Source organism: Microvirga puerhi, assembly GCF_020089865.1.
GTDB classification, from domain to species: domain Bacteria; phylum Pseudomonadota; class Alphaproteobacteria; order Rhizobiales; family Beijerinckiaceae; genus Microvirga; species Microvirga puerhi.
Map to the genome: position 1 here is coordinate 15,063 of NZ_JAIRBM010000026.1, position 12,480 is coordinate 27,542.

General features: G+C 63.7%; 9 protein-coding genes. 8 read left to right on the top strand and 1 reads right to left on the bottom strand.

Translation table 11 applies throughout. From position 1 onward, the window contains the following. Positions 1-64 precede the first annotated feature (64 nt). From K9B37_RS22480 to K9B37_RS22500, 5 genes are all read left to right on the top strand, one after another. Positions 65-493, top strand: coding sequence for a hypothetical protein (locus tag K9B37_RS22480; RefSeq protein WP_224315778.1), 429 nt, complete (start codon positions 65-67; stop codon positions 491-493). 1,371 nt (positions 494-1,864) lie between these two features. Beyond that, positions 1,865-3,037 carry a patatin-like phospholipase family protein gene (locus K9B37_RS22485; protein WP_224315779.1) on the top strand — a complete coding sequence of 391 codons (1,173 nt, stop codon included), beginning with the start codon at positions 1,865-1,867 and terminating at the stop codon, positions 3,035-3,037. A 137-nt stretch (positions 3,038-3,174) separates the two neighbouring features. Then, positions 3,175-3,960 carry an acetoacetate decarboxylase gene (locus tag K9B37_RS22490; protein WP_224315780.1) on the top strand — a complete coding sequence of 262 codons (786 nt, stop codon included), beginning with the start codon at positions 3,175-3,177 and terminating at the stop codon, positions 3,958-3,960. A gap of 348 nt (positions 3,961-4,308) precedes the next feature. Continuing rightward, positions 4,309-4,719, top strand: coding sequence for a DNA-binding transcriptional response regulator (locus K9B37_RS22495; RefSeq protein WP_224315781.1), 411 nt, complete (start codon positions 4,309-4,311; stop codon positions 4,717-4,719). 472 nt (positions 4,720-5,191) lie between these two features. Beyond that, positions 5,192-5,977, top strand: coding sequence for a 3-hydroxybutyrate dehydrogenase (locus K9B37_RS22500; protein ID WP_224315782.1), 786 nt, complete (start codon positions 5,192-5,194; stop codon positions 5,975-5,977). Positions 5,978-6,068: 91 nt separating this feature from the next. Here K9B37_RS22500 and K9B37_RS22505 read toward each other — a convergent pair whose 3' ends face one another. Then, on the bottom strand, positions 6,069-6,713 hold the full coding sequence (locus tag K9B37_RS22505; RefSeq protein ID WP_224315783.1) for a TetR/AcrR family transcriptional regulator: 645 nt from the start codon (positions 6,711-6,713) through the stop codon (positions 6,069-6,071). 384 nt (positions 6,714-7,097) lie between these two features. On the opposite strand from K9B37_RS22505, the gene K9B37_RS22510 reads away from it, so the two are divergent. Genes K9B37_RS22510 through K9B37_RS22520 form a run of 3 tightly spaced genes read left to right on the top strand, consistent with a single transcriptional unit; the run spans position 7,098 to position 12,363 of the window. Further along, the gene (locus tag K9B37_RS22510; RefSeq protein WP_224315784.1) at positions 7,098-8,204 is read left to right on the top strand and encodes an efflux RND transporter periplasmic adaptor subunit; all 1,107 of its coding nucleotides are present in this window, start codon (positions 7,098-7,100) and stop codon (positions 8,202-8,204) included. Beyond that, positions 8,201-9,280, top strand: coding sequence for an efflux RND transporter periplasmic adaptor subunit (locus K9B37_RS22515; RefSeq protein WP_224315785.1), 1,080 nt, complete (start codon positions 8,201-8,203; stop codon positions 9,278-9,280). Before K9B37_RS22510 ends, K9B37_RS22515 begins: the two co-directional genes overlap by 4 nt. Then, complete coding sequence (locus K9B37_RS22520; RefSeq protein ID WP_224315786.1) at positions 9,277-12,363, top strand: efflux RND transporter permease subunit; 3,087 nt, start codon at positions 9,277-9,279, stop codon at positions 12,361-12,363. The genes K9B37_RS22515 and K9B37_RS22520 overlap by 4 nt, the downstream gene beginning before the upstream one ends. Positions 12,364-12,480 lie beyond the last annotated feature (117 nt).

Consider the following 12,480-nt stretch of genomic DNA (forward strand, 5'->3'; position numbering starts at 1 on the left):
TGACGTCGCCGTCTACATAAAGCGTGGGCTGGGGTTGGGCGAACCTTTCGAAAGGGGATCCACCATGGCCAAGCCTCTCTCCGAACTACTCACTGAATTGTCGGCTCGCGCCAAGAACGCCGAGGATCATGTGGCGGCGGCCCAGCAGGAGGCGCATGACAAGATCGCGGCGCGTAGGGAGCAGTCACGTGCCGCCGTCGAGACGGCAATCACGAAGGTGAATCAGGACATCAAGTCTGCTGGCGAAACTGCGGCTGACAAATGGAAGTCGCTGCAAGCAAAAGTCGCCGCTGACATGGAGGCCCTGAAGGAAAATATGGCCCAGCGTAAACATGAACGAGATGTCAAACACGCGGAGAACCGTGCCGAAAGGCTAGAGTGGGAGGCCGCTCTTGCGATTGACTATGCCGCGGCGTCGATCGAACAGGCCGAGCTGGCCGTCTATGATGCCATTATTGGCCGCGTTGAGGTCGCACAGGCCAGAAACGCCTAAGCACTGCCTTTCGATCCGATGCTCATTTTCTCAAGCTGCGCATCGTGCGGAAATCGCGATCCACTTATCTGCTCTGCACGGTGCGCTACGCTGACTGCTGATGCGTGCAGACCCAAGGCCCGTCCAGTATCAGATTTCGGCTCCCAGCTTCCTTGGTCAGGTCCACAGATACCTTTGCCGAAATCCCGGCCTTGATCCAACGGCTGAAGCGGTTAAGCGCCTTCTTCCACTTGTCGTAGCGCTCAAAAGGTTATGCCAATGAGCGCTCGGGCACAGAATCCCGATATCCCCTTCCGACATAGACGGCAGTCCGCTCCCGTCCTGCCAAGGTCTCTAGCCTTATCATGCAGCGGCAACATAAGTTGTTGCCGTTGCATGTCGCTATGTTCGTAACGGTTCAAGCCCGTCAAAAGACTGCGCGAACCGCGGAGCTTCATGAATGCCCCGTCACTCAAAAACGGGAGCCCTGAATGTCCAGTGGACCCAGCTACGCTTTCTGACGTTGGTCCCAGGCAGCATCGTTGCACTACCATCTGCCATGTTTGATCGGAATCATCCGCCGGCTGAAGCTCGCACGGCCATCGAGCGGATGCCAGATCGGCTCACGGATTCGCTGGATTAAAGTCCGCTGAAGTCAAATCAATCTCAAATGAAAATCAAGCCGGTCTCAACGGAAAATGGATGCTGTCTCAAAGCGGAGCGTGAATTGCTCTGGCAAGTTCCATATGTCCGCTGGCGAGGCGCCAAGCCTTTCGATCGCAGGCATCGCCGGCAACTCACACCTGTATGGAGACCGGAATGCTGCCTGAACCTAGCCTAATGATGCCTGCCGCCATCCTACCGATGGAGGGTTGCAGCGAGGTCGCACCGAACGAAGGGCTCAAAGGCCGGCCGGGCCCGGCAGCGTTAGGTTTCGCGGGGGACTTCTCTCCCGCTTGCAACCTGTTTCGGAACAAACCTGAACTCGACCTGTTCTGCTCCGTCCCGGAGGATCGTCCGGTTCCAGCCTTCATCAAAGCACCAAACTGGACGTATGCCGGCAGGACCGACGCTGTTTCTCGGGGAGCATTCGAGCCCGAAACAGCGAGCGCAGCCGTGCGGACTACCGGCGCCCATCTGTTTTTTGCTCTCGATCGGCAAGGGCGCGGACATCCTGACCAGAAATCTGTGGCGGGATCGGAATTCCGCCGAAACCCGGCCTGTTGAAGCTGATGGGTCCTGCCGATGACCAGTTTCAGCGAGGCTACACGAAACGAAGCACGAGATCCGGCTGGCCGACGCGATCACCCGCATTGTTGATCGGTTTGGGCCACGGCGCGGGTCCGCATGATGGCGGCTGCCACGGACCATCGAGGCAAAGGAACACATGCCATGAACATTCAAATTCACCCGTATCTCGCGGCCGCGGAACAACCGCTCCCGTTTGAATGCGTCGCGCTGGTACTGCAAGGCGGGGGTGCGCTGGGGGCCTACCAGGCGGGAGTCTACGAAGCTCTCGCGGAAGCCGGCATTCGTCCCGACTGGGTCGCCGGCGTCTCAATCGGCGCGGTCAACTCCGCGATCATCGCCGGGAATGCACCGGGTGACCGGGTGGCGAAGCTGCGCACGTTTTGGCAGGAGATCACGGCCAACCCGCTGCTCGACTGCTCCCCAGCCTTCCATGCCATCAGCCCCAAAGGAGACTTGGCACGCGCTCTCTTCAACCAGATGAGCGCGACTTGCGCACTCGTCAGCGGGGCCGCGAGCTTTTTCACGCCCCGGCTGCTGGCTCCCTGGCTGCATCCGGACGGCGCTCTCGAGGCGACGAGCTTCTACGAGACCAAACACCTGAAAAGCACGTTGGAGCGGGTCGTCGACTTTGACCGGATCAATACGGGCGAGGTGCGCTTCAGCGTCGGTGCCGTGAACGTGCGCACCGGCAACTTCGTCTATTTCGACAACACCACGCACACAATCCGACCCGAGCACGTGATGGCGAGCGGAGCGCTGCCGCCCGGCTTCCCGGCCGTCGAAATCGACGGCGAGTACTATTGGGACGGCGGCCTCATCTCGAACACGCCGCTGGAATGGGTCGTCGATTCGAGCCCGCGGCAGGACACGCTTGCGTTCCAGGTCGATCTGTGGAGTGCCCACGGGGAACTGCCGCGCAATTTGGCCGAGGTCGCAACGCGGCACAAGGAAATCCAGTATTCCAGCCGGACGCGCGCCAGCACCGACCAGTTCAAGCGCGTGCAGCGCCTACGCAATGCACTCGCCAGTCTGCTGTCGAGAATGCCGGATACCCTGCGAACCACCGAGGAGGCGAAGATCCTCAGCCCGGAGGCGGACCGCAAGACGTACAACATCATCCAGATGATTTACCGGTCGAGGCACTACGAAGGCCACTCGAAGGATTATGAGTTTTCGCGGGTGTCCATGGAGGAGCACTGGCGTGCCGGCTATCACGATGCGGTGCGCACGTTGCGGCATTCCGAGGTGTTGCAACGCCCTGACGATCAGGAAGGGGTCCGCACATTCGACCTGGTCAAGGACGGACGAGAATAGCGCCAAAGAGACAGTCGCGCCAAGAGCATCCCGCGGCCAGGGTTCTGAAGCGCAACTGGGCTCTGCACCGACGCATGCGGTCGCGAACTGGTTCTCAGCCCCAGCAACCCTCTCGCCAAACATTGGAGATTTCAGCCATGCACGAAGATACCGTTCGGACCAGAGCCTTCGCTATGCCCTTGACGAGCCCCGCCTTCCCGATCGGGCCCTATCGCTTTCACAACCGGGAATATCTGATCATCACCTACCGGACCGACCCGCAGAAGCTGCGCGAGCTTGTTCCGGAGCCGCTCCAGGTCGACGAGCCGCTGGTGAAGTTCGAGTTCATCCGCATGCCGGACACGACCGGCTTCGGCGACTACACCGAGAGCGGACAGGTCATCCCCGTCTCGTTCCGGGGCCGCAAGGGTGGCTACAGCCACTGCATGTTTCTCAATAATCATCCGCCCATCGCCGGCGGTCGTGAACTGTGGGGCTTTCCCAAGAAGCTTGCGAACCCCACCCTGCGTACGGAAGTCGATACCCTGGTCGGCACGCTCGACTACGGTCCGGTTCGCGTCGCGGCCGCCACGATGGGCTACAAGCATAGGGCGGCCGATCTCGGGAGCGTGAAGGCCGCGCTCCAGAAGCCGAATTTCCTGCTCAAGATTATCCCGCATGTCGACGGTTCGCCGCGGATCTGCGAGCTCGTCGAGTACTACCTGGAGGATATCGACCTGAAAGAGGCTTGGGTCGGTCCTGCATCCTTGAACCTCTGGTCGCATGCCTTGGCGCCGGTCGCGGAGCTGCCGGTGCTGGAGGTGGTCTCGGCCACCCACATCCTCGCCGACCTGACGCTTGGGCTCGGCAAGGTTGCGCATGACTATCTGGCGCCATCCGAGCCGTCCCACCGGAAAGAGAGGCGCCATGAATTTCTGGGATGAGGCTTCACCTACTGTGCACGCGACGAGCTGCGTTGCTCGTCACTTGGTCGAACATGAAAGGAGACTAGATTATGATCACGAATCTCACATCTCTCCACGCTTACGTTGCTACAGTCGCATTTGCGAACGCCTCGCCAGCGTCGTCGGAGCATCGGCCTGCGTGTGACGTTGCACCCGTGGCGCTCCTCGCCACACCGTGGACAAGGGCAAGCCGGGTGCCCGATGCAGCCGCCAATGCTGGCGGCAGGCATGCAACGCGCGAAAGTCAACACGCATCTCGAAATTGAAATAACAAACGGATGAGCGTGACCGACGGACTGAAGCCATCAGCTCATCCCGGAGAGCACCATGAGCATGGTCGAACCACAACGGATCCTCATTGCCGACAACAACCCAATCATGTGCGAGGCGGTCGCACGATGGCTGCGCGCTCAGGGCCATGAGGTCATTACGATGGATACGGGCGAGAAAGCGCTCCTGGCTTTGCGCGATTGGAACCGCCCCATCGGCTGGCTGTACACACGTGCCGCGCTGCCCGGCCTCGTCGACGGCTGGATTCTCGCCGATGAGTACCACGACATGCACAAGGGGCGGGTTGTGATCCTGGCTGGCTCCGAGCAGCGGGTATCGGCACGCGGCGACCTTGTCCTGAAGCAGCCGGCGCCGGTTGAGGTATGCCATGCCATTCGTCAGGCCCTGGCGGCCGAAAGAGCAACGGCCTTTGTCGCGGCGCAGGTCGAGATGCGCCAAGCCGCCTGAGGCTGCGTCTGCCTGACATTCGGTGATGCAATGAGACAAGTTCGGCGTTGGACGAGCGCACTTTGGAGGGGTTCGGCTCACACCGTCACTTCAGAAGCCGCTTCGCTATCGATGGCTCACGATTGGAATTGCGTCTGCGTGTTGGCCTACGAAGGCGCCAGCGCGTTCAGGGAGACATGCCATGACAGGCAAAGCATTGTCTTTCGCTCTAGGGATTGTTGCCCCGCTCGCATTGGTCGGATGGGCGCTATTTTTCCACTGACGGTACCCTGAGAACGCCTGGTACAATGTCGAAGATGCGTTTGATCCTGCCATCAGGAGCCCCGATACATGGGGATCTACGCACACGAACAATGGTCGAGTGAAAGTTCGTACACGGTACCACACTCGACGGGTCGAGGATCGTGAGGAGATCCCAGATCAAGACGAGTGCTTCGATTGACCGATTGGACCTAGCAACAAGGAGGCTTCGATGATACTTCGCTCCAGATCTGCCGTCGTGACCGGCTCGACCAGCGGCATTGGCCTCGCCATCGCCCGGGCGCTCGCCAAGGAAGGCGCCAATGTCGTCATCAACGGCTTCGGCGACGCAGGTGCAATCGAGAAGGAGCGTGCCGGCATCGAGCGCGAGTTCGGCGTCAAGGCGATCCATTCGCCGGCCGACATGACGAAGCCGCGCGAGATCGAGGAGATGGTGCGGCTGGGCGAGCGGACCTTCGGGTCCGTCGACATCCTCGTCAACAACGCCGGCATCCAATTCGTCTCACCGGTGGAGGATTTCCCGGTCGAGAAGTGGGACCAGATCATCGCCATCAACCTATCCTCCGCATTCCACGCCATCCGGGCGGCGGTTCCCGGCATGAAGGCGCGGGGCTGGGGCCGGATCATCAACACGGCCTCGGCCCATTCGCTCGTCGCCTCGCCGTTCAAGTCGGCCTACGTGGCCGCCAAGCACGGCATCGCGGGGCTCACCAAGACGTTGGCGCTGGAGGTGGCGACCCACGGCATCACGGTCAATTGCATCAGCCCCGGCTATGTCTGGACGCCGCTGGTGGAGAAGCAGATCCCCGACACCATGAAGGCGCGCGGGCTGACCAAGGAGCAGGTGATCAACGACGTGCTGCTGGAGGCCCAGCCCACCAAACAGTTCGTCACCGTCGATCAGGTGGCGGCACTCGCCGTGTTCCTGTGCTCCGACGCGGCCAGCCAGATCACCGGCACGAATCTGCCGATGGATGGCGGCTGGACCGCGGAGTGACAGGTCGATCCGGACCGCGGCAGGAAATCTTCGCTTATCTGATCGAGCCCAGATACCTGCCGCGGCACGTCCGTCCGCCAAGCGGACGTGATTAGGTCGTTGTCCGGCTTGACCTGCCAACCCTATCAGACACGATTTCCATCCTGGGCTGGGACGCGCCGAGGGCGCGCAGCACGGCACCAAGAGCCAGGTCAGATAGATCCGACACAGTCCGTCGCTCGAGACTGCCACGCACAACCTGGAGCCAGATGCCGAGGACGATGTCGGCAGCCAGCTCCACGTCCCGCACACTCAGCCGGCCCTGGTCAATCGCCTCGGTGAGATCAGCCTTGAGATGAGCGCGAATGCCGCGGGCGAACTCAGTAGGAGCCTGCGCGCTCTGGAGCACGAGCCGTGCCCAGGCAGGGTCCGAGGTCGCCTTCTCCAGGAATTGCGTGAAGGCAAAGGACAGACGCGCGATGGGATCGGGCAGCTCAAGCCTGGCGGCAGTCAGCAGATCGTCGAAGCTCTCCCCGAGCTTTGACCCTACCGCGGCGGCCAGTTCCTCGATGTTCTGGAAGTGATAGTAGAACGTGCCCTTCGCGACGCCCGCCGCCTCGACGATCGCATCCACCGTGAGCGCCTCGGGCGGTTTCTCCGCGAGAAGCATCGTGCCCGCTTCGAGGATCTGCGCCCGTGTCCTGGCACGCTTCTCCCGACCGATCTCTGCCCTGCGGGCCGCGTCAATCTTCGCCATGGGGATCCTCACTCCACGATTTCTCAAATTTCCTATTGACTATATAGTCGAATTGACTTAAATGTTCAATATGAGAAAGGGCAGCACGATACGCCCGCTCCTTAGCCTCAGCGACCGCCCACGATAGGGCCGTTCGGATGGAAGGCTCTCATGCAACCGGCATTCGATCAGTTCCTGTGTGCTTGCGTCTCCTTCGGAAGCCGGTTCGACGACAGGCCCCAGTGTGATCGGGGTTGGCGTCGTCACGCCCAACAGACTCGCTTCCGTGGCCCAATCTGCCGACCGCAACCGGCTGCGCCACGGGAGCCATGTGGGATTTGAGGTCGCCTGCCACCTCATCGCCCGCGATTGCGCAACCAGCAGTGCATACAGCCGAGTGGATCGATGATTTCCTGCTTCCGTGCAGACACCTGCCGCTTTGCCTCGGCAGCCTCAGTGGCGGTGATCGCCCTGGGTCTTGCCTCTTGCCAACAACAGACGAGCGAGCCGCAGAGCCTTCCGACCATGGTGCAGGTGGAAACTGTCACCCTGACCGACTATGCCCCGACCGTTCGACTGACGGGCGAGGTCCGCGCTCAGGCCGAGAGCGATCTGTCCTTTCGGGTGGCCGGCCGGGTCAGCGAACGCCTGGTCAATGTCGGTGACCACGTGACCGCCGACCAGGTGCTGGCCAGACTCGACCCGCAGCAGCAGCAGGCAACGCTGACCGCCGCCGAGGCCGCCGTTCAGGCTGCCGAAGCCACACTCCGCCAGGCGACCTCCACCTATGAGCGCCAGGAGGCGCTGCTCGCTCGGGGCTACACGACCAAGCGAGAGCATGACCAAGCCCAGGAAGCCTACCTCACGGCCCAGGCCGCGCTCGACAATGCGAAGGCGCAGCTCGGCACCGCCCGCGACCATCTTTCCGACACGGTCCTGCGGGCGGGCGTTGCCGGTGTCGTCACGGCGCGCAAGGCGGAGGTGGGCCAAGTCGTGCAGGTGGCCCAGACCGTCTTCTCGATCGCCCAGGACGGGTCGCGCGACGCGGTGTTCAATGTCTACGAGTCGATCTTTACCCGCGAACCCGCCGATCCCGCGATCGCGCTGACGCTGGTGTCCGATCCGGCCGTCGAAGCCAAGGGCACCGTGCGCGAGGTTTCGCCGACCGTGGATCTGTCCAGCGGCACCGTTAAAGTCAAGGTCGGCATCGAGCATCCGCCGGCGGCGATGACACTCGGAGCGGCCATCGTCGGCGAAGGCCGGTTCCAGTCCCGTGAACTCGTGATGGTCCCGTCGAGCGCTCTTTCCAGCGAGGGTGGGCACCCAGCGGTGTGGACCGTCGATCCCCAGACCAAAACGGTGTCGCTGAAGCCGATCGCCGTCGAAGGCTACGACATCGGAAAGGTCATCGTGCGGGAGGGGCTCGAGCCTGGCGAGGTCGTTGTGACCGCCGGGGCGCAGTTCCTGCGGCCCCGGCAGGTTGTCGCGTTCACCGAAGGAGGGGCCCTATGAAACCGATCCTCGTATCCCTGACCGCCCTGGGCTCGGTCGGCCTGCTCGCTGCCTGCCAGGATCAGCAGCACGCCAAGGCGCCGGCACCACGGCCGGCTCTCTCCCTCGCGGTGACCTCGCAGGCTGTGCAGACGGTGGGCTTCGCCGGAACCGTCGAGCCTCGATACAGATCCGACCTCGGCTTCCGGGTGCTCGGACGCATCATCAGCCGTGACGTCAATGTCGGTGACGTCGTCAGGAAGGGACAGCGCCTCGCTACACTTGATCCGGTCGCCTACCAGCTTGCGGTGCGATCGGCGCAGGCCGACCTCGCCAGCGCCACTGCCCGCCTGGAGAATGCCGCCGCGACCGAGGCTCGCCAACGCACGCTGCTCCAGCAGAACATTGCCAACCAGGCTCAGTACGACGCTGCGAGGGAGGCCCGCGAAACCGCGGAGGCGGGCGTCACGAGCGCCAAGGCAAACCTCGACAAGTCGGAGGAGCAGTTCGGCTACACCGAGCTGCGCGCCGATTTCGACGGTGTGGTCACCGCCACCGCGGCAGAACTCGGTCAGGTGGTCCAGCCGGGACAGACGGTCGTCACCGTGGCTCGCCCGGACATCCGCGAAGCGGTGGTCGATCTGCCCGACAGCATCGCGCGTGAACTCAAGCCAGGTGATCGTTTGGACATCGCCCTGCAATTGGATCCTTCGGTGCAGGCGACCGGATCGGTGCGGGAGATTGCCCCGCAAGCGGATCCTACCACCCGCACGCTGCGGGTGAGGATCACCCTCGCCAATCCACCGGAGAGTTTCCGGCTCGGAACGACGATCACCGCGACGGTCAGGACGCAGGCTGCCCCGGGCATCGAGCTGCCGGTCTCGGCCCTGCTGGAGCGGGACGGCAGGACGATGGTGTGGATCGTGGATCCGGCCCTCCGGACGGTGTCGACCCGCGACGTGACGGTTGTCGCCCGGGACGGGTCCGCAGTCCGGGTCCTGGATGGGATCGCGCCCGGCACGCGTGTGGTCACCGCCGGCGTGCACAGCCTGACCCCCGACCAAACAGTCAAGATCGCAGACGAGGTCTCCCAATGAAAAGCCGCTTCAACCTGTCCGACTGGGCGCTCGAGCACCGCTCCCTCGTCCGGTACTTCATGATCGTGTCCGCCATTGCCGGCATCTTCGCGTACGTCACCCTCGGTCGCGAGGAGGATCCGTCGTTCACCATCAAGACGATGGTGATTGCCGCCCAGTGGCCCGGCGCTACCGTCGAGGACACCGCCCGCCAGGTCACCGACCGGATCGAGAAGAAGCTCGAGGAGCTCGACGCGCTCGACTACACCCGCAGCCAGACCACGCCGGGCCAGACCGTGATCTACGTCAACCTGAAGGACACGGTCAAAAGCCGCGACGTGCCGGGCGTCTGGGTGAAGGTGCGGAACATGGTCAACGACATCAAACGGGAGCTTCCCCAAGGCGTCGCGGGCCCCTTCTTCAATGATGATTTCGGCGACGTGTACGGCAACGTCTACGCGTTCACCGCGGACGGACTGACGCAGCGGCAGTTGCGCGACTACGTCGAGGACGTGCGGGCCAAGGTGCTGACGGTGCCCAATGTCGGCAAGGTCAATCTGATCGGCGTCCAGGACGAGGTGATCTTCCTGGAGTTCTCGACACGCGAGATCGCCGCCCTCGGCATCAGCGAGCAGGATGTGGTTCGGACGCTCCAGGCCCAGAACGCCATCACGCCCTCCGGCGTCATCCAGGCTGGTCCCGAGCGCATCAGCGTCCGGGTGACGGGGCAGTTCACGTCGGAGGAGAGCCTGCGCGGCCTCAACCTGCGCATCAACGACCGCTTCTTCCGCCTCAGCGACATCGCCACCATTCGCCGGGGCTATGTCGACCCGCCGCAGGCGTTGTTCCGGTTCAACGGCCAGCCTGCCATCGGGCTTGCCATCGGCATGAAGACCGGCGCGAACCTGCTGGAATTCGGCAAGGCGCTGGAGGAGCAGATGGACAGGATCGTCGGCGAACTGCCCATCGGCGTCGGCGTGCACCTCGTGGCCGATCAGCCCGTCGTGGTCGAGGAGGCGGTCGGCGGCTTCACCAAGGCCCTGTTCGAGGCCGTGGCGATCGTGCTGGTGGTCAGCTTCGTCAGTCTCGGCATGCGGGCCGGGCTCGTGGTCGCGCTGTCGATCCCGCTCGTGCTCGCCATGACGTTCATGGTCATGCAGTATTTCGGCATCTCGTTGCAGCGCATCTCGCTCGGTGCTCTCATCATCGCACTCGGCCTTCTGGTCGACGATGCCATGATCGCCGTCGAGATGATGGTGGCGCGGCTGGAGGCCGGCGACACGCTGCGCAAGGCCGCCACCGCCGTCTACACCTCCACTGCGTTCCCGATGCTTACCGGAACGCTCGTCACCGTGGCGAGCTTTATCCCGGTCGGCCTCAACAGCAGCAACGCGGGCGAGTACACGTTCACGCTGTTCGTGGTGATCGCGGTCTCCCTGCTGTTGTCGTGGATCGTCGCGGTGCTGTTCGCGCCCCTGCTCGGCGTGACGCTTCTGCCAAAGACAATGAAGAAGCATCACGACGAACCGGGCCGCCTCGCGAGGGCGTTCTCGCGCGTCCTCGACGGCGCCATGCGCTGGCGCTGGGTGACCATCGGGGTGGCGGTCGCGCTGTTCGGCGCCTCGCTCTACGGCCTGCGGTTCGTCGAGCAGCAGTTCTTCCCGTCCTCGGACCGCACCGAGCTCCTCGTCGACTTCACCTTGCCGCAGAACGCTTCGATCGCGGAGACGAAGGCGCAGATGGACCGCTTCGAGGCCAAGCTCGCAGGCGATTCCGACATCGATCACTGGTCGTCCTATGTCGGCCAGGGCGCGGTGCGGTTCATCCTCTCCTTCGACCCTCAGCCGGCGAACCCCAACTACGGCCAGATCGTCATCGTGACCAAGAGCATCGAGGCCCGGGAGCGCCTCAGGTCCAAGATCAAGACCCTGGCCCGGCAGGAATTTGCCGGCCTGGATGTGTACGTGGACCTGTTGGCGTTGGGGCCGCCAGCCGGGCGCCCGGTGCAGTACCGGCTCAGCGGGCCCGATGTCCAGAAGGTGAGGGAGCTGGCCCAGCAGCTCGCGGCTCTCGTGGGCGAGCATCCTCTGGTCACTGATATCGGCTTCAACTGGAACGAGCCCGCCCGCGTGGTGAAGGTGGACGTGCTCCAGGACAAGGCCCGCCAGCTCGGCGTCACCTCGCAGGACATCGCCGGCGCCCTCAACGGCATCGTGGGCGGAACGAGCATCACCCAGGTGCGCGACGCGATCTATCTGGTCGATGTGGTGGAGCGCGCGCGCTCCGCGGAGCGCCAGTCGATCGAGACGCTCCAGAACCTGCAATTGCCGGGCCGGAACGGCCAGTCCGTGCCGCTGGCGGCCGTCGCGACCTTCCATTACGAGCTCGAACACCCCGTGATCTGGCGCCGCACCCGGCTGCCGACGATCACGGTCCGGGGCAGCATCGCCGATGCGACCCAACCGGCCACGGTTGTCCGGCAGCTCGAGCCCAAGGTGCAGGAATTCGTCCGCACGCTCCCGGCCGGCTACCGGGTGGCGGTGGGCGGTCCCGTGGAGGAGAGCGCCAAATCCCAGGGCCCCATCGCAGCGGTGGTACCGCTCATGCTGTTCATCATGGCGACGATCCTGATGGTTCAACTCCAGAGCTTCTCGCGGCTGTTCCTGGTGGTGGCGGTCGCGCCGCTTGGGCTGATCGGCGTGGTGGCGGCGATGCTGCCCAGCGGGGCTCCTCTGGGCTTCGTGGCGATCCTTGGCGTGCTGGCGCTGGTCGGGATCCTGATCCGCAACTCGGTCATCCTGATCGTGCAGATCGAGGATCTGCGGCGTGAGGGCTGGGCTCCATGGGAGGCGGTGATCGAGGCGACCATGCACCGGACGCGGCCGATCCTGCTGACCGCGGCGGCGGCGAGCTTGGCGCTGATCCCGATCTCGCGCGAGGTTTTCTGGGGCCCGATGGCCTACGCGATGATGGGCGGGATCATCGTCGGCACACTGCTGACCCTCCTGTTTCTGCCGGCGCTGTACGTGGCCTGGTTCCGCATCAAGGCGCCCTCCCTGTCCAGGGAAGAACCGCTGGCGGAGGCGGCGCATGAGGCGGCATAGAACGCGACGAGCTGACGGCTCGCATCACGGACCGTGGCCCTTCGTTCCCGGTCCGGTTGCCCAGCTGGCCGACGCCCGACATCCAGGCTGAAGGAACCGCGAAAGCCCACACCCGAG

Coding starts and splice junctions, on each gene's coding strand:
- K9B37_RS22480 (WP_224315778.1), top strand. CDS start 65: ATGGCCAAGCCTCTCTCCGAACTACTCACTGAATTGTCGGCTCGCGCC.
- K9B37_RS22485 (WP_224315779.1), top strand. CDS start 1,865: ATGAACATTCAAATTCACCCGTATCTCGCGGCCGCGGAACAACCGCTC.
- K9B37_RS22490 (WP_224315780.1), top strand. CDS start 3,175: ATGCACGAAGATACCGTTCGGACCAGAGCCTTCGCTATGCCCTTGACG.
- K9B37_RS22495 (WP_224315781.1), top strand. CDS start 4,309: ATGAGCATGGTCGAACCACAACGGATCCTCATTGCCGACAACAACCCA.
- K9B37_RS22500 (WP_224315782.1), top strand. CDS start 5,192: ATGATACTTCGCTCCAGATCTGCCGTCGTGACCGGCTCGACCAGCGGC.
- K9B37_RS22505 (WP_224315783.1), bottom strand. CDS start 6,713: ATGGCGAAGATTGACGCGGCCCGCAGGGCAGAGATCGGTCGGGAGAAG.
- K9B37_RS22510 (WP_224315784.1), top strand. CDS start 7,098: ATGATTTCCTGCTTCCGTGCAGACACCTGCCGCTTTGCCTCGGCAGCC.
- K9B37_RS22515 (WP_224315785.1), top strand. CDS start 8,201: ATGAAACCGATCCTCGTATCCCTGACCGCCCTGGGCTCGGTCGGCCTG.
- K9B37_RS22520 (WP_224315786.1), top strand. CDS start 9,277: ATGAAAAGCCGCTTCAACCTGTCCGACTGGGCGCTCGAGCACCGCTCC.